This window comes from Streptomyces sp. NPDC048415 (assembly GCF_040651675.1).
GTDB lineage: Bacteria > Actinomycetota > Actinomycetes > Streptomycetales > Streptomycetaceae > Streptomyces.
The window spans coordinates 1-20,788 of the sequence record NZ_JBEZKJ010000102.1; the positions used below are offsets into that span (position 1 = coordinate 1).

The 20,788-nt window shown below is 70.7% G+C and carries 19 protein-coding genes; 12 read left to right on the forward strand and 7 right to left on the reverse strand.

The genetic code is table 11. The features are described 5' to 3' along the window. Positions 1-349: 349 nt before the first annotated feature. The 3 genes from AB0D27_RS38345 to AB0D27_RS38355 all read left to right on the forward strand — a co-directional run bounded on the left by AB0D27_RS38345 (position 350) and on the right by AB0D27_RS38355 (position 2,823). On the forward strand, positions 350-1,477 hold the full coding sequence (locus tag AB0D27_RS38345; RefSeq protein WP_362518248.1) for a substrate-binding domain-containing protein: 1,128 nt from the start codon (positions 350-352) through the stop codon (positions 1,475-1,477). 50 nt (positions 1,478-1,527) lie between these two features. Then, entirely contained in the window at positions 1,528-2,055 is a 528-nt protein-coding gene (locus AB0D27_RS38350; RefSeq protein ID WP_362518251.1) for a hypothetical protein, read from the forward strand. A 78-nt stretch (positions 2,056-2,133) separates the two neighbouring features. Continuing rightward, complete coding sequence (locus AB0D27_RS38355) at positions 2,134-2,823, forward strand: M15 family metallopeptidase (RefSeq protein ID WP_362518253.1); 690 nt, start codon at positions 2,134-2,136, stop codon at positions 2,821-2,823. Here AB0D27_RS38355 and AB0D27_RS38360 read toward each other — a convergent pair. Genes AB0D27_RS38360 through AB0D27_RS38370 form a run of 3 tightly spaced genes read right to left on the reverse strand, consistent with a single transcriptional unit; the run spans position 2,807 to position 6,140 of the window. Next, entirely contained in the window at positions 2,807-3,670 is an 864-nt protein-coding gene (locus tag AB0D27_RS38360) for a transglutaminase family protein (protein ID WP_362518256.1), read from the reverse strand. The genes AB0D27_RS38355 and AB0D27_RS38360 overlap by 17 nt on opposite strands. Further along, positions 3,667-4,599 carry an alpha-E domain-containing protein gene (locus AB0D27_RS38365; protein ID WP_362518259.1) on the reverse strand — a complete coding sequence of 311 codons (933 nt, stop codon included), beginning with the start codon at positions 4,597-4,599 and terminating at the stop codon, positions 3,667-3,669. Before AB0D27_RS38365 ends, AB0D27_RS38360 begins: the two co-directional genes overlap by 4 nt. Then, the gene (locus AB0D27_RS38370; RefSeq protein WP_362518261.1) at positions 4,596-6,140 is read right to left on the reverse strand and encodes a circularly permuted type 2 ATP-grasp protein; all 1,545 of its coding nucleotides are present in this window, start codon (positions 6,138-6,140) and stop codon (positions 4,596-4,598) included. The genes AB0D27_RS38365 and AB0D27_RS38370 overlap by 4 nt, the downstream gene beginning before the upstream one ends. Positions 6,141-6,423: 283 nt before the next feature. Here AB0D27_RS38370 and AB0D27_RS38375 point away from each other — a divergent pair, with 283 nt between their 5' ends. Continuing rightward, positions 6,424-7,458, forward strand: a complete 1,035-nt coding sequence (locus AB0D27_RS38375) for a helix-turn-helix transcriptional regulator (RefSeq protein WP_362518263.1) — start codon at positions 6,424-6,426, stop codon at positions 7,456-7,458. A 31-nt stretch (positions 7,459-7,489) separates the two neighbouring features. On the opposite strand, the gene AB0D27_RS38380 is transcribed toward AB0D27_RS38375, so the two are convergent. Further along, positions 7,490-8,473 carry a helix-turn-helix transcriptional regulator gene (locus AB0D27_RS38380; RefSeq protein ID WP_362518266.1) on the reverse strand — a complete coding sequence of 328 codons (984 nt, stop codon included), beginning with the start codon at positions 8,471-8,473 and terminating at the stop codon, positions 7,490-7,492. Between the two features lie 286 nt (positions 8,474-8,759). On the opposite strand from AB0D27_RS38380, the gene AB0D27_RS38385 reads away from it, so the two are divergent. Beyond that, a complete protein-coding gene (locus AB0D27_RS38385; RefSeq protein WP_362518268.1) occupies positions 8,760-9,095 on the forward strand; it encodes a hypothetical protein in 336 nt (111 codons plus the stop codon). A 134-nt stretch (positions 9,096-9,229) separates the two neighbouring features. Here AB0D27_RS38385 and AB0D27_RS38390 read toward each other — a convergent pair whose 3' ends face one another. Then, on the reverse strand, positions 9,230-9,643 hold the full coding sequence (locus tag AB0D27_RS38390; protein WP_362518269.1) for a TIGR03618 family F420-dependent PPOX class oxidoreductase: 414 nt from the start codon (positions 9,641-9,643) through the stop codon (positions 9,230-9,232). A gap of 159 nt (positions 9,644-9,802) precedes the next feature. On the opposite strand from AB0D27_RS38390, the gene clpB reads away from it, so the two are divergent. Both clpB and AB0D27_RS38400 read left to right on the forward strand, forming a co-directional pair. Beyond that, entirely contained in the window at positions 9,803-12,400 is a 2,598-nt protein-coding gene (clpB, locus tag AB0D27_RS38395) for an ATP-dependent chaperone ClpB (RefSeq protein ID WP_362518305.1), read from the forward strand. A gap of 205 nt (positions 12,401-12,605) precedes the next feature. After that, positions 12,606-13,139 carry a YbjN domain-containing protein gene (locus AB0D27_RS38400; RefSeq protein WP_362518272.1) on the forward strand — a complete coding sequence of 178 codons (534 nt, stop codon included), beginning with the start codon at positions 12,606-12,608 and terminating at the stop codon, positions 13,137-13,139. A 43-nt stretch (positions 13,140-13,182) separates the two neighbouring features. On the opposite strand, the gene AB0D27_RS38405 is transcribed toward AB0D27_RS38400, so the two are convergent. Both AB0D27_RS38405 and AB0D27_RS38410 read right to left on the reverse strand, forming a co-directional pair. After that, positions 13,183-14,286: a hypothetical protein gene (locus AB0D27_RS38405; protein WP_362518307.1), complete on the reverse strand. Its 1,104-nt coding sequence runs from the start codon at positions 14,284-14,286 to the stop codon at positions 13,183-13,185. Positions 14,287-14,467: 181 nt separating this feature from the next. Then, entirely contained in the window at positions 14,468-15,655 is a 1,188-nt protein-coding gene (locus AB0D27_RS38410; RefSeq protein ID WP_362518274.1) for a pyridoxal phosphate-dependent aminotransferase, read from the reverse strand. A gap of 115 nt (positions 15,656-15,770) precedes the next feature. On the opposite strand from AB0D27_RS38410, the gene AB0D27_RS38415 reads away from it, so the two are divergent. The 5 genes from AB0D27_RS38415 (at position 15,771) to AB0D27_RS38435 (ending at position 20,782) form a co-directional block, all read left to right on the forward strand. Beyond that, positions 15,771-16,073, forward strand: a complete 303-nt coding sequence (locus tag AB0D27_RS38415; RefSeq protein WP_362518277.1) for a hypothetical protein — start codon at positions 15,771-15,773, stop codon at positions 16,071-16,073. Positions 16,074-16,455: 382 nt separating this feature from the next. Next, the gene (locus tag AB0D27_RS38420) at positions 16,456-16,980 is read left to right on the forward strand and encodes a DUF2617 family protein (protein ID WP_362518279.1); all 525 of its coding nucleotides are present in this window, start codon (positions 16,456-16,458) and stop codon (positions 16,978-16,980) included. Positions 16,981-17,301: 321 nt separating this feature from the next. Beyond that, a complete protein-coding gene (locus AB0D27_RS38425; protein ID WP_362518282.1) occupies positions 17,302-18,957 on the forward strand; it encodes a polyamine aminopropyltransferase in 1,656 nt (551 codons plus the stop codon). A 67-nt stretch (positions 18,958-19,024) separates the two neighbouring features. Next, positions 19,025-19,813 (forward strand): SRPBCC family protein, encoded by a 789-nt coding sequence (locus tag AB0D27_RS38430; protein ID WP_362518285.1) that lies wholly within the window; start codon positions 19,025-19,027, stop codon positions 19,811-19,813. Positions 19,814-19,993: 180 nt separating this feature from the next. Then, positions 19,994-20,782 carry an aldose 1-epimerase gene (locus AB0D27_RS38435; protein ID WP_362518288.1) on the forward strand — a complete coding sequence of 263 codons (789 nt, stop codon included), beginning with the start codon at positions 19,994-19,996 and terminating at the stop codon, positions 20,780-20,782. The last annotated feature ends 6 nt before the right edge of the window (positions 20,783-20,788 follow it).

A 20,788-nucleotide genomic window follows, 5' to 3' on the forward strand; every position in this document is an offset into this window, starting at 1 on the left:
GTCCCGTACCAGGAGGTCCAGCAGACCAGCGCGCTGGTGGTGTGGCGCCCGAAGCGGTCACCGGAATAGAGCCCGCACGCGCGATGGGGCCCGGAGGTCATCGACCTCCGGGCCCCTTCGCGCGTGTCGTACATCACCGCGGGGCCCGTCGGGATGTGTGACTCAGAGTGAAGCCGAGGGGATTGCTGGAAGACGGGTGCGTACCCTCTTCCCATCGTGTTCACTTGGGGAACACAGAACGCCGTTGCCATCTCGTTAAGTGGTTACTCCTTGACGCTGAGGTGATCGCCGCGTTGGCTTTCAGCCACCTGGGTCGCAATGCTGCAACCTCGCCCGGAAGGCACCTGATGTGAACACTCGTAACACCCGTCTGCGTCGTACCGTCATATCCCTGGCCTCGTCCGCCATGGCCGTCACCCTCGCCGGCTGCGGCGTCGTGGGCGGGATCGGCGGCAGCGGTACCAAGGCCAGCCCCACGAAGGGCGACGACATCAAGGTGGGCCTGCTCCTCCCGGAGAAGGAGAACACCCGTTACGAGAAGTTCGACTACCCCATCATCAAGGACCAGGTCGAGAAGCTCACCAGCAACAAGGGCACGGTCGTCTACGCCAACGCAGAGCAGGACGCGGCCAAGCAGAGCCGCCAGCTCCAGCAGATGGTGGACGACAAGGTCGACGTCATCCTCGTGGACGCGGTGGACTCCAAGTCCATCGCGAGCGGCGTGCAGAAGGCCAAGGACGCCGGGATCCCCGTCATCGCCTACGACCGCCTCGCCCAGGGCCCGATCGACGCGTACATCTCCTTCGACAACGAACTCGTGGGCGAGGTCCAGGGCAAGGCCCTGATCGAGAAGCTCGGCTCCGGGGCGGCGTCGAAGAAGATCATCATGATGAACGGTGCGACCACCGACCCGAACGCGGCGCAGTTCAAGGCCGGCGCCCTCGCCGAGCTCAAGGACAAGGTCGGCATCGCCCAGACGTACGACACCAAGGACTGGAACCCGGTCAACGCCAAGGCCAACATGGAGAAGGCCATCGCGGCCGTCGGCCTCGGCAACATCGCCGGTGTCTACTCCGCCAACGACGGAATCGCGGGCGCTGTCATCGACACCCTGAAGACGGCGGGCGTCAGCAAGGTCCCGCCGGTCACCGGCCAGGACGCCGAGCTCGACGCGGTGCAGCGCATCGTCAAGGGCGACCAGTACATGAGCGTCTACAAGTCGTACCCGCAGGAGGCCAGCGCCGCCGCCGAGATGGCCGTGGCGAGGGTCCAGGGCCGCTCGATCGAGTTCGACGCCCTCACCCGCGACAAGGTCACCAGCCCCACCAACAAGGACGTCCCGGCCCAGCTCGTGCCCGTCGTCGCCCTCACCCGGACCAACATCCACGAAACAGTGGTCCAGGACGGCATCTACACCGTCAAGCAGATCTGCACGGCGGCGTACAAGGCGGCGTGCAACGCGATCGGTCTCAAGTAGGCCCCTGGCGTTCTCGCTGAACCGTTCCCGGTCCGCCGGTGTCTCACCTCATGACCGACGTCATATCGCTGGAGGCACCCGTGGCCATGATCGGCCTGTTCTGGATCACTGAGGAGAGCGTGTACGTCGGCGCCGAGCCCGAGGGGTACGGGCGCGGCGTACGGCTCACTCCCGAGGGGATCCAGGCCGTGGGCACGGACCAGCGGGGGTTCTGGGCCTGGGCGGACGTGCGCGCCCTCAGCGTGCACTACGCCCCGGTGCGTTCGAGCACCCGCTGGCTGGTGAGCAGCGTGGGGGACACGGTTGTCGGCCTGGCGGCGGGCGGCGGCCAGGCCCCGTCCGCCTTCGAGCTGCACGTCCGCACGGCCGAGGAGAAGGCCGAACTCACCGTCCACTCCGCCGCCGTCGGCGGCTATGTGCAGTCCGAGTACGACCTCTCCCTCGACCTCCTGCACCACTTCACGACCGGCACGGCGAACGTGACCCGGCTCCTGGACTGGGCCCGCACGGACGGCGCGGACACGACCCCCTGGCGCCCGGCCCGCGAGGCCCTGCTCAGGAGCTGGGCCACGATGTGATGTGCCGCTGCGGGACGACGGCTGTCACCAACCTTGCCAACAGCCCCAGGCTGGTAAGGAAAGCGACATGATCCATTCATGACCGAGATCGTCTTGATGTCAGATCCGAAGATCGCCGCGATACCCGTCGTGGACTGCGCGGAGCCGCTCCTGGACGTGCGGGCGGAGGAGCCGTTTCCCGTCGACGCACGGAGACGGGACGATTCCGGGGCCTTCGCGCATCTGCGGGAAGGCGTGCTGAGCAGGCTCCTGGAGGCCGGTGCCCTGCTGCCGGACGGCGTACGGCTGTTGTTCGTCGAGGGGTATCGGCCGCCCGCCCTGCAGCGGTCCTACTTCGAGCGGTACGCCGACGAACTGCGCGCGAGCAACCCTGACTGGGGTGCCGAACGGCTCCTGAACGCCACGAGCCGGTACGTGTCCCCGCCCGAGATCGCCCCGCACAGTGCCGGTGCCGCCGTGGACCTCACGCTGGTCGGCGCGGACGGGCGGGAGCTCGACATGGGAACGCGGGTGAACGCCGACCCCGAGGAAAGCGGCGGCGCCTGTTACACCGAGGCGGCCGGCATCAGCGTGCGGGCGCGCGCCAACCGGCGGCTGCTCGGGGAGGCGTTGACCGCCGTCGGGCTGGTCAACTACCCCACCGAGTGGTGGCACTGGTCCTACGGCGACCGCTACTGGGCCCTCGCCACCGGCGCGGGGCACGCCGTCTACGGGCCCCGGGATCTCCCGGGGCCCGACCACGTGGGCGGATTCACGCCACGCGTGTGAACTCCACCGTGACGTCCGGCGGCCCCCCGGCCACCCCTCGGTACACCCCCTTGTGCGGGGTCACGTCGTCGTAGTCGCGGCCCCGGCCGACGACGACGTGGGACTCGGCGGCGCGGGTGCTGTTGGTGGGGTCGTAGCCGGTCCAGTCGCCGGCCCAGTACTCGATCCAGGCGTGGCTCTGGCCGGCGACGGGGCGGTGCAGTTCGGCGTCGCGTTCGGGGTGGAGGTAGCCGGAGACGTAACGGGTGGGCAGACCGAGGCCGCGCAGGAGGGCCGCGGTGAGGTGGGTGATGTCCTGGCAGACGCCCGCGCCCTGCTCCCAGGCCTCCATGGCGCCGGTGTTCACGCCGGTGGCACCGGGGAGGTACGAAACCCGGTCGGTGACCAGCGAGGAGACGGCCACCGCGGTCTCGTGGGGGTCGAGGCCGGACGAGAGAGACCTCGCCCGTTCCACCAGGTCCGGCGACACCGTCGTACGGCTGGTCGGTGCCGCGTACTCCAGCAGGCGGGAGGACGCCGTCGCGTCGGTCACCTCCGGCCATGTGGGCGCGGGCCCGAGCGGTGCCGGCGGTGCCGTCTCCACCAGGCTCGATGCCGTGATGGTCAGATCGGCGTGCGGTTCCATCAGGTCGAAGCCCGTCACCTGGGTGCCCCAGTAGTCCCAGTACGACCAGGTGGCGGTGGACGGGTTCACGGTGACCCGGGCGTCCAGGGTCGTCTGTCCGGGGAGCGTCAGCGGCGTCATACGGACCTCGTTGTGCGAGGAGACGGCGGCCTGCGCGTAGGAGACACGGGTGGTGTGCCGGATCCGGAGCCGGCGCGTCGCTGGCGTACTCACGTCGCTCACGCTCCTTCCTGGGCCCACTCGACGGGCCCCTGGTACGGGAAGAACTTCTCCGCCACCGCCTCGGCGGACGCCCTGCAGGCCTGCTGCAAGTCCCGCAGCAGAAGCGGGAGCTGCTCCTCCAGGGCGGCAAGGTCGAGGTATTCGAGCCGGGTTCGCGTGCGGCCTATGGGACGGCGCGCCGGGTCCTGGCGCGGGCGGCCGAGCGCCGAGAGGCACTCCTCGGCCGTCGTCAGCGCGTGCAGCGCCGAGCGCGGGAAGTCACGGTCCAGGAGAAGGAATTCGGCCACACGCGGGGTGTCACCGAAGCCGCCATAAACACGGGCATAAGCCTCGTCGGCACCGCTCGCACTGAGGAGGGTGGGCCAGTCCGGCGCGTGCGCCGCGTCCAGCACCCGCACGGACAGCAGCCGCACCGTCATGTCCACGCGCTCCAGGCTCCTGCCCAGCACCACGAACCGCCAGCTGTCGTCCCGGCTCATCGTGGAGTCGGCGAGCCCGAAGAAGAGGGCGGCCCGGCGGCGTACCAGCTCCAGATAGGCGTACGGGCCCGTGCGGCGGGCCGCGAGGCGCTGGTCGGCGAGGGCGTGCCAGGTGGAGTTGAGGCACTCCCACATCTCGGAGGAGACCGCCTCGCGGGCGCTGCGGGCATTGAGGCGGGCCGCACCGAGCGCGCCCTCGATGGAGCAGGTGGAGTGCGCGTCGAAGGCGAGCTTGTCCAGCACCTGCTGCATGTCGACGCGTTCGCCGCCCGCGTCGACGCCGAGGATGGCGTAGAGCGAGCGGCAGGCCACGTCCTCGTCGCGCCACGGGTCTTCGAGAAGACGGTGCAGATAGGCGTCAAGGATGCGGCCGGTGGCGTCCGCCCGCTCGACGTACCGGCCGGTCCAGGTGAGCGCTTCGGCTATCCGGGAGAGGATCACGTCGTTCACTGCTGCTGTGCCCCTTCCTGTACGACGGTGGGGGCGCCGTCGGGTCCGAGCTGGCGGGGGACCACCTCGGGCACCGGGCCGCCGATCTCCTCGGCGGGGAGTTCGGCGGGACCTTCGGCGAGCACCCAGGTGTCCTTGGAGCCGCCGCCCTGGCTGGAATTGACGATGAGGTTGCCCTCCTGGAGCGCGACCCGGGTGAGCCCGCCGGGAAGCACCCACACGTCACTTCCGTCGTTGACCGCGAAGGGGCGCAGATCTATGTGGCGCGGCGCCATACCCTCGCCCGCGAGGGTGGGGGAGGTGGACAGGGCGACCGGCCGCTGGGCGATCCAGCCGCGCGGATCGGCGGCGACGGCCGCACGGGTGCGCTCCAGCGTCTCCCGGTCGGCCTTCGGCCCGATGACGATGCCCTGGCCGCCCGCCCCGTCAACCGGCTTGATGACGAGCTGATCGATCTGGTCGAGCACGGCATCCAACTGGCCGGGTTCGTCCGGCCGGTAGGACTCGACGTTCGGCAGGACGGGCTCCTCGCCGAGGTAGTAGCGGATGAGATCGGGGACGTAGGTGTAGAGCAGTTTGTCGTCCGCGATGCCGTTGCCGACGGCGTTGGCGAGGGTGACCGTGCCCGCCTGCGCCGCGCTCAGGATGCCCGGGCAGCCGATCACCGAGTCGGGCCGGAAGTGCAGCGGATCGAGAAAGTCGTCGTCGAGGCGCCGGTATACGACATGGACCGGCATCTCGCCGCGCGTCGTCCGCATCCAGACCCGGTTGGCGCGGCAGACGAGATCGTGCCCCTCCACCAGCTGCACGCCCATCAGCCGGGCCAGCAGGGCGTGTTCGAAGTACGCGGCATTGCTCGGCCCGGGGGTGAGGACGACGACACGCGGGTCGGCCACCCCGTCCGGGGCCCCGGCTCTGAGCGCCGCGAGCAGCTTCTGCGCGTACCCGTCCACCGGCACGACGTGCTGCTCGGCGAAGAGGGACGGGAAGATCCGGGTCATCGCGCGCCGGTTCTCGATCACGTACGAGACGCCGGACGGCACGCGAACGTTGTCCTCGAGGACGCGGAAGTCCCCGGCCTCGTCCCGCACGAGATCGATCCCGGCGACGTGAACGCGTACGCCGCCCGGTGGCTCGATCCCGTGCGCGGCTCGGTGGAAATGAGGGGAGTTGAGCAGTAGCCGCCATGGCACCACGCCGTCCTCGAAGGCACGGCAGGGGCCGTAGGCATCGCTGAGGTAGGCCTCGAGTGCCTTGACCCGCTGGGCGACCCCCCGCTGGATGAGATCCCATTCCAGCGCGTCGAGGATGCGCGGCACGAGATCCAGCGGCCAGGGCCGCTCCTCGCCCGCGAAGGCGTAGGTCACGCCCCGGTCGGTGAACGCCCGGGCCATCTGATCGGCGCGGAACCGCAGTTCACCCGGTTCGATCGGCTGCAGTGCCGCCAGCACCGGCTCATAGGCGGTCCTGACCTCACCCGGCCGCACAAACATCTCGTCCCACGCATCGGCCAACGCGTACGCGTCAAATATGTCCGCCATGGCCTGACGTTAAGTGCGGTACGTAACATGCCGATCACTCGGCGATTTCCGGCAGCTCACGCGGCTTTCGGACGTGCCGTATCGGCTGTCCGGGCGCCCAGGACCGTCATCTTGTTGCAAGGGGCCGGGCGGAGGTGGGGAGGTTCGGGTATCAAGGCGGGCGAAAGGGCGTGCGAGGCCGGGGCAGCCGTGTTGCGATGCCGGACGGGGCCGCGCATAGTTGCGCTGCGGAAGACGCTGTTTACGTGTGGCTTACGCCAGGGGTTGGAGCCAGGGGTGGGAGATGGCCGGGCACGGGACGGACACGCATCCGCACGGCGCTGACCGACTGTGCGAGGCCGGAGACCGGGTGTACTCCCGGGCCGTGCGGCGCGGCCGTGTGCCCCGCCAGGACGCGGAAGCGGTGCCCTGCCTGCTGGAACTGGCGCTGCTGCACCCCGACCCCGACGACATGGGCTGGCTGGTGCCGACCTCGCCGCAGGAGGTCATGACGCGGCTGCTGCGCGGGGTGTACGAGGAGGTCAGCGCGAGCCAGGCGCGGGTGGGCGACGCGGTGTCCGCGTTCGAGTGGTACGCGGGGCTCGGCGGACGCGTCCAGGCGCCGACCGAAGGTGCGGCGATCCGTGTCCTGGACGGACTGCCGCGCATCCATGCCGCGATGGACAAGGCGACCGACGAGTGCGTGAGCGAGGTCCTGACGGTGCAGCCGGGCGGTATCCGGCGCGAGGACGAGCTGCTCGAGGGTCTGCACCGGGCGTTGGAGATGCGCCGCCGCGGCGTACGCATGCGCGACCTGTACACGCATGTGGCCCGGCACGGGCAGGGCCTGCTGAACTACATGGAGTTGATGGGCGACGCGGCGGAGGCCCGCACCCTCGACGAGGTCGTCGAACGCCTGATCCTCTTCGACCGCACGGTCGCCTTCATCCCGGCGAACGCGGACCGCACGATAGCGCTGGAGCTGCGCCACCCGGCCCTGGTGGACTACCTGGTGACGGTCTTCGAGCGGTTGTGGCGCCTGGCGATCCCGCTGACTTCCCCGCTCCCGTCCACGGGCATCGAGGGCATCACCCACCGGGAGCGCTCGATCGCGGCCCTGCTGGCGGAGGGCCACCAGGACGCGGTGGTCGCGGAGCGCCTCGGCATCAGCGTCCGCACCTGCCGCGCGCACATCGCCCGCCTCGCCGAAACCCTGGGCGCCGCCAGCCGCACCCAACTGGGCGTCCGCATCGCCCAGGCGGGCCTGGACGGCCCGCCCCGCTCCCCCGAGCTTCCGCCCCTCACTGTCCCTGCTCCGGAAGCCCCGACCGGCCGATGAGGCAGCCGAGTTGGGCCGGCTCCGTCGGCATTCAGTGATCCTTGTTCAGGATTCCTGACTGGGCTATGAGGAAGCCGAGTTGGGCCCGGCTGCCGCTGCCGAGCGCGGTGGCCAACTTGGCTATGTGGGCGCGGCAGGTGCGGACGTTCATGCCGAGGCGGCGGGCTATGGCCTCGTCGACGTGACCCTCTACGAGGAGCTTCGCGATGGAGTGCTGGATGTCCGTGATGCCGTCGGGGGCGGTTTCGTAGGGGGCGCCGGTGCTCAGGGGGACCGCGCGGTCCCACAGGAACTCGAAGACCTTGATCAGGTAGCGGACGAGGCCCGGATGCCGCAGCTCGAGGGCGACCTGCTGGTCGTCCCGGGTGGGGATGAAGGCCACGGTCTCGTCGCAGATGATGAGGCGCTCGACCAGCTCGTCGATCGTGCGGTACTCCGCCTTGCCGGTGGAGAGCTGATCCACGTAGGCCAGCTTCTCGGGGCTGTAGCGGGCGGTGTGTTGGTAGAGCGTACGGATGCGCACACCACGTTCGATCAACGGCCTGTCGCGCTCCAGCCCCCGAAGGAGGCCCCGCTCGGGGCGGTTGCCACTCGGCTGGACCGTGAGCATCTCGGTCCGGCACTGGGCCGTGGCAAGGTCGAGTGCCGCATTGATCCGCTCGCCGCCCTCCAGCACAGTGATCGCGTGAGCGGGCGCCGTGGCCTGCGCGCTGAGAGCCATGAACGGTTCGAACGCGTCGGCCAGTTCGATCGACCGCCGCCTGCGCTCGCTGATCTCGCGCTCTATGGGATTGAGCCGCTCCGCCAGGGCGACCGACGCGGGGACGGGGCGCAGCCAGTTCGCGTCGTCAGGATCGGGGTGAAGGAGGGCATACTCCATCAAGCAAGGTGCCGGTTCCACATCCGCGCGGGCGATGCGTCCGGTGCGTAGGGCGTTCGCATAAAGGCGGCCTCCCTCTTCGCACAGCTCGGTCACCGGATGGGGATGTGTCGCTTTAGTTCGATTCGTTGCCAAATCTCCACCCCCCAGGGTCCTGAACGTGCAGGAACATGATGCATCGATTATGTGGTCATGACGTGCCTGAATGAGCCATCGTCGTATTCGACGGGGGAAGAGGGGACCTTCAAGTGAGGACGAAGCCGACTATGCGTAACAGAATGCTTCGCTCGGTGCTTGTCGCCGCCTTCTCCGCCGTTGTGGCATTCGGAGCGCTGAGTGGCCTCTCCGACGGGAAGGGTGACATCGGGGCGGACAGCGCCTGGCCAGCGGTAGCCGTGTCCACGTCTGCCGGTGGTGGGAGATGACGACGCCACCCGACGACCGCTCCTTCCGTCGAGAAATGGCCACCGCCTACCGCTCCGGCTGGCACTTCATCGACCTGGTCACCGCCATCCCCCACAGCGGTGACTCGTTGATGGTGACCGTGTTCGGGGAGCCGGTGGTGGTCACCCGCGACGAGGACGAGGACGTACGGGCGTACCGGTGTCTGCGGCGGCCTCGGGGGGCGCCGCAGCCAGTGAGGTGTGCCATTCGATACGGAATGATCTTTGTGAACCTCGACCAGCGCGACCACCAGCTGGACGAGCCGGAAGCCCCGGAAGTACAGACCATCGCAGCCACCCCCCGCAGTGCCTGACGCGATTCCCCCGTCGTAGTAGATCGCGCAGGTACTTCCCCCCGCAGCGGCGTCACCGTGACCTGAACACGGTGACGCCGCTGCAGTTTTACGTGAAACCTCCAGGTATCGGCGCATACCGAGAGCGGCCGGAATCAGCCGCGTCCCATCGCCGAGGTCAGTTCGATCTCGATCGCCACCCGGGACGGGTTGGGCGAGGGCACCCGCCCGTACCGCTGCGCGTACCGCCGCTCCGCCTCCGCCACCCGCGCCGGGTCCACGGACACCGTCGCCCGCCCCTCCAGCGTGGCCCAGCGGCGGCCGTCCACCTGGCAGACCGCGACGCGCGCTCCCTCCGTCCCCGCCGCCAGCACGTGCCCCACCTTCGCGCTGGACTTGTTGGTGATCACCCGCGCGAGGCCGTTCTCGGGGTCGTAGGTGACGCCGACCGGCACCACGTGCGGGGTGCCGTCGGGCCGGAGCGTCGTCAGCGTGCACAGGTGCCGCTCGCGCCAGAAGCTGAGGTAGGCGGCGTCGGGCTGCCGCGGGTCGACCGGGTACGTAGCCATGAGGCCCGAATGTACTTCCTGGCCGCCCGTCGTCACCCCTTCCACTCCATCATTCGTACCCCTTCCCGCTCCATCCTTGAGTGAAATAGACTCAACTTTGTGTACGTTGACCGGGTCAGGGAAAACGGTCAGGGACACCAGGAGGAGGAGAACGCGAACGTGGACGCCGAGCTGACCAACAGGAGCCGGGACGCGATCAACGCGGCCAGCAGCCGGGCCGTGTCGGGAGGGCACCCGGACCTCACCCCTGCTCATCTGCTGCTGGCTCTGCTGGAGGGGCAGGACAACGAGAACATCATTGACTTGCTGGCCGCCGTCGACGCCGACCAGGCGGCTGTCCGCGCCGGGACCGAGCGTGTGCTCGCGGGCCTGCCCAGCGTGACCGGGTCCACCGTCGCGCCCCCGCAGCCCAACCGCGAGATGCTCGCCGTCATCGCCGACGCCGGCGAGCGGGCGAAGGACCTCGGGGACGAGTACCTCTCCACGGAGCACCTGCTCATGGGTATCGCCGCGAAGGGCGGCCAGAGCGGCGACGTACTCTCCCAGCAGGGCGCCAGTGCGAAAAAGCTGCTTGAGGCGTTCCAGAGGACCAGGGGAGGGCGCCGGGTGACGACCCCGGATCCCGAGGGCCAGTACAAGGCACTCGAAAAGTTCGGTACCGATTTCACCGCCGCGGCGCGTGAGGGCAAGCTCGACCCCGTCATCGGCCGGGATCAGGAGATCCGCCGGGTCGTGCAGGTCCTGTCCCGCCGCACGAAGAACAACCCCGTGCTCATCGGTGAGCCCGGCGTCGGCAAGACCGCCGTCGTCGAGGGGCTCGCCCAGCGGATCGTGAAGGGTGACGTGCCCGAGTCCCTCAAGGACAAGCGGCTCGTCGCGCTCGACCTCGGCGCGATGGTCGCGGGCGCGAAGTACCGCGGTGAGTTCGAGGAACGGCTCAAGACCGTGCTCGCCGAGATCAAGGGCTCCGACGGGCAGATCATCACCTTCATCGACGAGCTGCACACCGTCGTCGGCGCCGGTGCCGGCGGCGACACCGCCATGGACGCGGGCAACATGCTCAAGCCGATGCTCGCCCGCGGTGAGCTGCGGATGGTGGGTGCCACCACGCTGGACGAGTACCGGGAGCGGATCGAGAAGGACCCCGCCCTGGAGCGGCGGTTCCAGCAGGTGCTGGTCGCCGAGCCGACCGTCGAGGACACCATCGCGATCCTGCGCGGTCTCAAGGGCCGCTACGAGGCCCACCACAAGGTGCAGATCGCGGACTCCGCGCTGGTGGCGGCCGCGACCCTCTCCGACCGGTACATCACCTCCCGCTTCCTGCCCGACAAGGCCATCGACCTCGTCGACGAGGCCGCGTCCCGGCTGCGTATGGAGATCGACTCGTCCCCCGTCGAGATCGACGAGCTCCAGCGCGCGGTGGACCGGCTGCGCATGGAGGAGCTGGCCCTCGACAAGGAGACCGATCCCGCCTCCCAGCAGCGGCTGGAGAAGCTGCGCCGCGACCTCGCCGACAAGGAGGAGGAGCTGCGCGGTCTGACCGCCCGCTGGGAGAAGGAGAAGCAGTCCCTCAACCGCGTCGGTGAGCTGAAGGAGAAGCTCGACGAGCTGCGCGGCCAGGCCGAACGCGCCCAGCGCGACGGCGACTTCGACACCGCCTCCAAGCTGCTGTACGGCGAGATCCCCACCCTGGAGCGGGACTTGGAGGCAGCCTCCGAGGCGGAGGAGGAAGCCGCCAAGGACACCATGGTCAAGGAGGAGGTCGGCCCGGACGACATCGCCGACGTGGTGGGCGCCTGGACCGGCATCCCCGCCGGACGGCTCCTGGAGGGCGAGACGCAGAAACTCCTGCGTATGGAGGAGGAGTTGGGCCGTCGGCTCATCGGTCAGGCGGAGGCGGTCCAGGCCGTGTCCGACGCCGTACGCCGTACCCGCGCCGGCATCGCGGACCCGGACCGCCCGACCGGCTCCTTCCTCTTCCTCGGCCCGACCGGTGTCGGCAAGACCGAACTCGCCAAGGCGCTCGCCGACTTCCTCTTCGACGACGAGCGGGCCATGGTCCGCATCGACATGTCGGAGTACGGCGAGAAGCACACCGTCGCCCGGCTGGTCGGCGCCCCGCCCGGGTACGTCGGCTATGAGGAGGGCGGCCAGTTGACGGAGGCCGTGCGCCGGCGCCCGTACAGCGTCGTGCTGCTCGACGAGGTGGAGAAGGCGCACCCGGAGGTCTTCGACGTCCTCCTGCAGGTGCTGGACGACGGACGGCTGACGGACGGTCAGGGCCGGACGGTCGACTTCCGCAACACGATCCTGGTCCTCACCTCCAACCTGGGCAGCCAGTTCCTGGTCGAGCCGCTGACCAGCGAGGAGGAGAAGAAGCAGCAGGTCCTCGAGGTCGTCCGGGCCTCGTTCAAGCCGGAGTTCCTGAACCGGCTCGACGACCTGGTGGTCTTCTCGGCGCTGAACAAGGAGGAGCTCACCAGGATCGCCCGGCTGCAGATCGACCGCCTCGCCAAGCGGCTCGCCGAACGCCGCCTCACCCTGGAGGTCAGCGACGAGGCCCTGGCCTGGCTCGCCGACGAGGGCAACGACCCGGCGTACGGCGCCCGCCCGCTGCGCCGCCTCGTCCAGACCGCCATCGGCGACCGCCTCGCCAAGGAGATCCTCGCGGGCGAGGTCAAGGACGGCGACACCGTCCGGGTGGACGCCTTCGGTGAGGGCCTGATCGTGGGGCCGGCGACGGGCAAGACGCTGTAACCGCGGGCAGGACGGTCCGGCGAGACGCCGTCACCACAGGCGCGCCACTGTCATGCACACGGGGCCCGCGGAGGCCACCGCGGGCCCCTCGGCATGCTCATGACCGGATCGCGTCCGCCCCCCGGCCGACAGGCCCCGTCAGGGGTTGCCACCCCCCGCCCCGGATGGGGGAGGATGGCAGGATCCGTACGAAGGGAAATACACGGTGAGCATCGACCCGTCCTCGATTCCGAATTTCGGGGGCCAGCCCGAGCCGCAGTCCGGCGGCCCCGCGGGCCCCGTGGTCCCGGATCAGGACCTCGTGAAGCAGCTCCTGGACCAGATGGAGCTGAAGTACGTCGTCGACGACGAGGGTGACCTCGCGGCGCCGTGGGAGGAGTTCCGTACGTACTTCATGTTCCGCGGCGAGGGTGACCAGCAGGTCTTCTCGGTGCGGACGTTCTACGACCGGCCGCACCAGCTGGACGAGAAGCCCGCGCTGCTCGAGTCCATCGACGACTGGAACCGCCGCACCCTGTGGCCCAAGGTCTACAGCCACACCCACGACGACGGCACCGTCCGCCTGATCGGCGAGGCGCAGATGCTGATCGGCACCGGCGTCAGCCTGGAGCACTTCGTGTCCTCCACGGTCAGCTGGGTGCGCGCCGCCATCGAGTTCGACAAGTGGCTCGTCGAGCAGCTCGGCCTGGAGCAGGAGATCAACGAGACGGAGAAGCCCGAGGACGACGACGAGGAGTAGTCCTCCGGGTCAGGTCCCAAGGAGCGGCCCGTCGGGCGGCTCCCTACAGCGGCGTGTGCGCGATCACGACCAGATACGCGCCGTACGCGAACGAGAGCCCGGCCAGGGCGCCGACCACCAGGGTCGCGTGCCAGGGCCGGGCTCTCGCCGTCCGCACCAGCGCCCGCGCCAGCGGCAGCAGCAGCGGGAAGGCCGGCAGCAGGAAGCGCGGCTTCGACTCGAAGAACCCGGAGCCGCCGAGCGCGATCAGCAGCAGTACGCCGCTGTAGACGAGCAGCGGCAGCGGCGCGCGGTCGGCGATCAGCAGCGCGAACAGCAGCACGCCCGACGCCACGATCAGCAGCGCCACGGGGAACACGAAGCGTTCCCCGTCCAGCACAAGATGCCTGACGAAGCGCAGCGAGCCCGCGCCGAAGTCGAAGCGCGAGCCCCACAGCCGCTGCACCTCGAAGTACCCGCCGAGCGGATCACCCTTGCGGCGCCCCACCCACAGCACATAACCGCCCCAGCCGAGCGGCGCGAGCGCGGCGCCCGTCCACAGCCTGTGGGAAACTTTCCGACCGCGCCGCCGCCACACCTCCAAGGCCGCCGCCGCGAGCACCGCCGCCGCCACCGCGAAACCGTTCGGCCGGGCCAGCCCCGCCAGCGCCGCCAGCGCGCCCGCGCACAGCCAGCGCTCGGTGAGCACCGCGTACAGCGACCAGGCGGCGAAGGCCGTCAGGACGGGCTCGGTGTACGCCATCGACAGCACCACCGAGTGCGGAAGCAGGCCCCACACAAGGACCAGCGTGGTGGCGACCGCGCGGCCGTGCAGCCTCGCTCCGACCATGTAGACCCCGCACGCGGCGGCCGCGGCCGCGAGCCAGGAGACCAGCAGCCCGGCCGTGCTCGCGTTCAGCGGGGTCAGCGCGGTGACCGCGCGCACGAGCGCCGGGTACAGCGGGAAGAACGCCAGGTCGCTGTGGACGACGGTGGGCCGGAAGGAGACCGTCCTGCCATAGCCGTGCGCCGCGATCCCCAGATACCAGACGGAGTCCCAGGACCGTGCGAGGAGGGCGAGCGGATGCTTGCCGACGGCCCAGGCGGTCCCGGCGAGCACGGTGATGCCGATGAGCCGGGCGGCGGCGAAGAGGCCCAGCGCGGTCACCACGGCGGTCGGCAGACCACGTGCGGGGCAGGAGGGACGGGCGCGGTCCCCGGGCTCCGTGCGAGCGGGGCGAACGAGGGTACTCGGGTGGGTCACACCCGAACTGTGCGTCTCACAAAGGAAATATGCGAGCTTTGTGCACCCGTGTGGGTACGAATGAGGCCACCCCGGCGTGGCGTCTCTACCAAGCGGCCTTGAGTCGCTTAACGGCCTCCTGGAGGACCTCGGTCTGCTTGCAGAACGCGAACCGCACGAAGGGCGCGCCCGCCTCCCGGTGGTCGTAGAAGACGGCGTTCGGAATGGCGACGACACCGGCGCGCTCGGGCAGGCCGCGGCAGAACGCGAAGCCGTCCGACTCGCCGAGCGGCCGGATGTCGGTGGTGATGAAGTACGTGCCCTGCGGCCGGAACACCTCGAACCCCGCCTCCGCGAGCCCCGCCGCCAGCACGTCCCGCTTGGCCAGCATGTCCGCGCGGAACGCCTCGAAGTACGTTTCCGGCAGCGCGAGCGCCTCGGCCACGGCGTACTGGAAGGGCCCCGACGCCACATACGTGAGGAACTGCTTCGCCGACCGTACGGCGCTGACCAGGGCAGGCGGCGCGGTCACCCAGCCCACCTTCCAGCCGGTGAACGAGAACGTCTTGCCCGCGCTGCTGATGGTGACCGTCCGCTCCCGCATCCCCGGGAAGCCGGCCAGCGGCAGGTGCTCGGCGTCGTCGAAGACCAGGTGCTCGTACACCTCGTCCGTCACCACAAGGAGGTCCCGCTCCACCGCGAGCCGCGCGATCTGCGTGAGTTCCTCGCGGGTGAGGACCGTGCCGGTCGGGTTGTGCGGCGTGTTGATCAGCAGCAGCCGTGTCCGGTCGGTGACGGCGTCGCGCAGCTCGTCGAGGTCGAGCCGGAAGCTCCCTTCGTGCGGGCGCAGCGTCACCGGCACCCGCGTGCCGCCCGCCATCGCGATGCAGGCCGCGTACGAGTCGTAGTACGGCTCGAAGGCGATCACCTCGTCGCCGGGTTCCAGCAGCGCGAGCAGGGTCGCGGCGATGGCCTCCGTGGCGCCCGCCGTGACCAGGACCTCCGTGTCGGCGTCGTAGAGCAGGTCGTAGCGGCGCTCCTGGTGCGCGGCGATCGCGGCGCGCAGCTCGGGGACGCCGGGCCCCGGCGGGTACTGGTTGCCGCGCCCGTCCCGCAGCGCCCGCACGGCCGCCTCCCTGATCTCCTCGGGACCGTCGGTGTCGGGGAAGCCCTGGCCGAGGTTGATCGAGCCGGTGCTCAACGCGAGGGCGGACATCTCGGCGAAGATCGTCGTCCCGAACTCGGCGAGCCGGCGGTTGAGGAAGGGACGTGCGCTGGAGGTCATGCCGGTCATCCTGCGCCCAACCTCTGGACTTGCTCAACTCTGCTTTGGCGCGCGAGACGGGAGGGCATTTCCCTGGCACGGCCCACGGGGGGCTGCAACGGGGGAACGAAAGGAGGGTGGCGCCATGGTCATCGGCATCATCCTGGCGGTCGTCTGCGTCGTGCTCGTCCTGGTCTTCATGGCCACCGACCGCAGCCAGAAGGTCAGCCTGTCGAAGGGGGGCCGCCGTTCGCGCCGCGGCTACTCGGACGGCGAAAGCAGCAGCAGCGGCAGCTGGTGGGCCGGCGACGGCGGCTCGTCCGGTCATCACGGCGGGCACCACGGCGGCCACTCGTGCGGCGGTCACTCGTCGTGCGGCGGGGGCTCGTCCTGCGGAGGCGGGTCGTCCTCCTGTGGCGGCGGGGGCGGATGCGGCGGAGGCAGCTGACACGGGGCAGCTGAGCTCCGAGCGGGGGATGCGCATCCGGGGCACAACGGGAGTGCCCGTCGGACCGGTCCGGAACCAGGGCTGCCGACGGGCACTTCCACGCGCCGGGCGCACGCCGTAGTTGAACAGTTGAGCTGTGGAGCCCTCGGGGGGATGGAAACCCTACGAAGTTGGGTAAAAACGCTGTGGTGGCGCCACAGTTCATGATTCCCTCTCAATCACCAACGCAGCCCTGGGCCGACAGGCCTCGGACAACCAACGGACATTCCCTCGGACGTGTCCTTCGGATGTCCTTCTGACCGGGCTCACCGGGCCGTTCCCCCGGTGCCGACCGGGTGCGCCGGACCCTCACCTCACCTTTGCGTGCTAGCGGAGCCGACCCATGCTCACGACCCTGAAAACCTCGTACACCGACACGCGCGCGGCCGACCTGGCCTGGACCCTGGGGCGCGAACCGCTCCCGGCCCTCGCCACGCTCGACCTCGAACTCAATGGCACGAAGCTGCAGTTGAGACTTCTCGGCGCGTCCCACCAGGTGCTCCTGGAGGAGGCGCGGGGCAGTTGCTCGGAGACCGTCGCCTGCATCCCCGGCAGCAGCACGCCCCTTCCGCTCGGCGTGGCCAAGCGGGTCGGCGACTGGGAGTACGAGTTCGCGGCCCGCGTCGAGGTGCTCTCCCCCGGCTCCTTCGCGGGCCGCGCCCAGGAGTTGCTGGCCCTGGTCTCCGACCACCCCCATGGCCTCGCCGGCGTCTTCCCCGGCAGCCCGCACGCCTTCACCGCCCTGCTGGCCCAGCACCACGAGGGCCAGATGCACTGGCGCACATGGCACGCGTATCCGCAGGACGGCCAGTTGGTGGCGACGCGGACGAGGGTGGGAGCGCGAGTCGTCAGCCCGTCCGGCGTCTGAGGACGAGGCGTTGCAGCCGCGTGGGGGGCCAGATATCAGCCCGTCATGGGGGTCCGCACGCTCGAGTGAAGCCGAGAGTGGGGGGAGTTTGAGGACGGGCGCGCGAAGCGCGATACGGGGGTTTGGGGGCGTAGGCCCCCAGGAGAGGCCCTAGGGGAGGCCACCAGGGGGAAGCCCAGAGGGAGGCCCCCAGAGGGGAAGCCCAGAGGGAAGTCCCAGGGGGGCCCAGGGGTGGCCCCTACCCCGGGGTGCCATAAACCGCCACGGTTCCACACGTGTGGGTGACGAGGCGCCCCGCCAGCGTGACGTAGCGTTCCCACCGTGATCGAACCGCACGCGCCAGCCCCGCCCGGCGCGCCGCCGCCCTGGGGCCTCCAGGGCCAGGCGCGGCTGCCCGTCCGTCCGGGCACCGGGCGGTTCCTCGTCCTCGCCGGCGTATTCGTCTGCGCGGCGTGTGGACTCGTGTACGAACTCGAACTGGTCGCCCTCGCCTCGTACTTGATCGGCGACTCGGTCACCCAGGCCTCCGTCGTGCTCTCCGTCATGGTCTTCGCCATGGGCGTCGGCTCCCTCGCCGCGAAACGGCTGCGCCCCCGCGCCGCCGCGGGCTTCGGCGCGGTCGAGGCGGCGCTCGCGCTGGTCGGCGGCTGCAGCGCGATGGCGCTGTACGCGGTGTTCGCGTGGACCGGCGACTGGGGCGGCGCCTGGGCGGACGGACCCCGCTATCTGCTGGTGGCGTTCTCCCTCACGATCGGCCTGCTGATCGGCGCCGAAGTCCCCCTCCTCATGGAGCTGATACAGCGCATCCGCCGCCAGGACCTGGGCGGCGATGTGGCGGACCTGTTCGCGGCGGACTACGTCGGCGCGCTGGTCGGAGGCCTGGCCTTCCCCTTCCTCCTGCTGCCCCTGCTCGGCCAGCTGACCGGCACCCTGCTCACCGGAACGGTGAACGCGGTGGCCGGCGGCGCCCTCGTACTCGGCCTGTTCCGGAGGGACCTGACCCGCCGGGCGCGCTGGGTGCTGCTGGTCGCCAATCTCGTGGTCCTCGGCCTGCTCGCCTCGGCCGCGGTGCTGGTCGACGACTTCGAACGGGCCGCGCGGCACGCGGTGTACGGGGCGGACGTGCGGGTCGCGCTCAAGACCGGGGTGCAGGAGGTCGTCCTCACCGGCGGCACCCACGGACGCCCGCTGCACCTCTTCCTCGACGGCCGCCTGCGCTTCAGCGGCCGTGACGAGAACCGCTACCACGAGGCGCTGGTGCACCCCGCGATGAACGGCCCGCACGCGCGCGTGCTCATCCTCGGCGGTGGCGACGGGCTCGCGGCGCGCGAGGCGCTGCGCTACCCCGGGGTGCGCACTGTCGACGTCGTCGAACTCGACGCCGGGGTGGTGCGGTTGGCGCGCCGCGACCCGGCGCTGTCCGCCCTCAACCACCACGCCTACGACGACCCCCGGGTGCACGTCGTCACCTCCGACGCCTTCCGCTGGCTGCGCGACGCCCCGGCGACGTACGACGTGGTCATCTCGGACCTGCCCGACCCCGGCATCACCGCGAGCACCAAGCTGTACTCGCAGGAGTTCTACGGCCTCGCGCGCCGCGTCCTGGCCCCCGACGGCCGCCTCGCCGTGCATGCCGGCCCGGTGTCCGCCCGCCGCCGCGCCTTCTGGACGGTGGACACGACGATGCGGGCGGCCGGTCTGCGCACCACCCCTTACCGTGTGGGCGGCCGGGAGCCCGGATTCGCGGCGGGCCCCGACCGTACGACGGGCGGCGCGAGCGGCGCACCGGGCGACTGGGGCTTCATCCTGGCCTCCCGTACGGCCCTGCCCCCGCCGCCGCGGCTGCCGCCGCACGGCCCGCACCTGCGCACGCTCACCAAGGCGGCCCTGACGGCCGACGTCCGCGCGGCCTCCCGCACCCGCCTCTCCTGCGGCCTGCCGCCCTCCACGCTGGTGCATCCGCGGTACGCCGACTGAGGTGGAGGTGGAGGAATCCCGCAATACGTGGGTGCGGTTCGGGCCATGCTGGGTAGGCTCGGCCGACATGGAGCAAGAGGTGTTCGTTCCGGTTTCGGCAGAGCGGCTGCGGGAGGCGCTGGGCGATCCCGTACGGGTGGCGCGGGCGGTTCCCGGCCTCCAGCAGGACGCGGGGACACCGCCCGTCTCGGGGCGGCTGAAAGTCCGCGTCGGCGGCCACACGATCACCTATCGCGGCACCCTCCGCGTCACCGCCCAGGACGACGGCTCCTACGCCGTCGAGGGCGACGCCACCGAGGCCCGCGGCACCGGCTCCGTGAAACTCGCCCTCACGCTCCGGCTCCTGCCCACCGCCGACGGCACGACCCTCGCCTTCACCGGCACGGCCTCCGGGGACGGCCGGGTGGCCGAACTGCCACCGGACGCGGTGTCCTCCGCGGGCGCGCGGCTGCTGAACCGTTTCGCGGAGGGGCTGGGGGCGGGGTCTGCGGCTGAGCCCGAGCCGGACGCGCCGACCGCGCCGACGGCGCCGACCGCGCCCGAGGCTGTATCGGTGTTCGAGACCGAGGTGCCGGAGCCGGCGCTCGATCCGCTGGTGGACGACGACGACGTCGTGGGGGAGGTCTTCGTGGACGAGGGGGAGGACGCGATGGCCGAGGCGGCGCATGCGCGCCGGACGATGATCGGCCGCAGCGCGGAGGAGGTGGACCACGCGCCGCCGCGTGGCCGCTACGCGCCCGTTCCGCCGCCGGAGGCCACCGCCGCCCGCGCCACGCTCCGCTGGGCGGCCCCCGCGGCAGCGCTGGCGCTGGCCTCAGCCATCGCCGTGACCCGGGCCCTACGCAAGCGCCGGTGAGGCTGATTTCAGCCCGTCGTGGGGGGTCCCCCCCGCTCGAGCGAAGCCGAGAGTGGGGGAGTTTGAGGACGAGCGCGAAGCGCGATACGGGGGTCTGGGGGCGGAGCCCCTCAGGTACGGGACGGGCAGGGGCGGAGGGGGCGAAGACCGCTTGGCCCCCGCCCCAGTAGGGTCAACTCCGTGAGTAACGAAGACATCACGCTGACCGCGGGCGACGCGGAGGTGACCGTGGCGCCGGGGCACGGCGGACGGGTCGGGAGTCTGAGAGTCGGCGGCATCGAACTGCTGCGCCAGGGCGAGAAGTTCGGGTGCTTCCCGATGGTCCCCTGGTGCGGAAGGACCCGCGACGGCCGGTTCCTCGACGGCGCCACCGTCCAGCAGATGCCCCTCAACTCCCCGCCCCACGCCATCCACGGCACCGCCCGGGACGGCGCCTGGCACCCGGCCCGCACCACCAAGAACGAGGCCGTGATCACGTACGACCTGGTGGACCCGTGGCCCCACCCGGGCCGCGTCACCCAGGCCTTCACCCTGACCGAGGACGCCTTCACGCTCAGGATGTCCGTGGAGACGTACGAGGACTCCTTCCCCGCCCAGATCGGCTGGCACCCCTGGTTCCACCGCAACCTGGGCCAGGAGGACGTCCGGGTCGACTTCGCCCCGGCGTGGCAGGAGGAGCGCGGCGAGGACCACCTGCCCACCGGCAAGCGGATCGAGCCGAAGCCCGGCCCCTGGGACGACTGCTTCGGCATGCCCGACGGAGTCGACGTCACGCTCACCTGGCCGGGCCAGCTGGAGCTGAAGGTCGCCAGCAGCGAGCAGTGGGTCGTCGTGTACGACGAGCAGGAGGCGGCCGTGTGCGTGGAGCCGCAGACCGGCCCGCCCAACGGCCTGAACACCCACCCTCGCCTGGTCACCCCCATCGAGCCCCTGGAGGCGACCACGACCTGGAGCTGGCGGCGCCTCTAAGCTGGC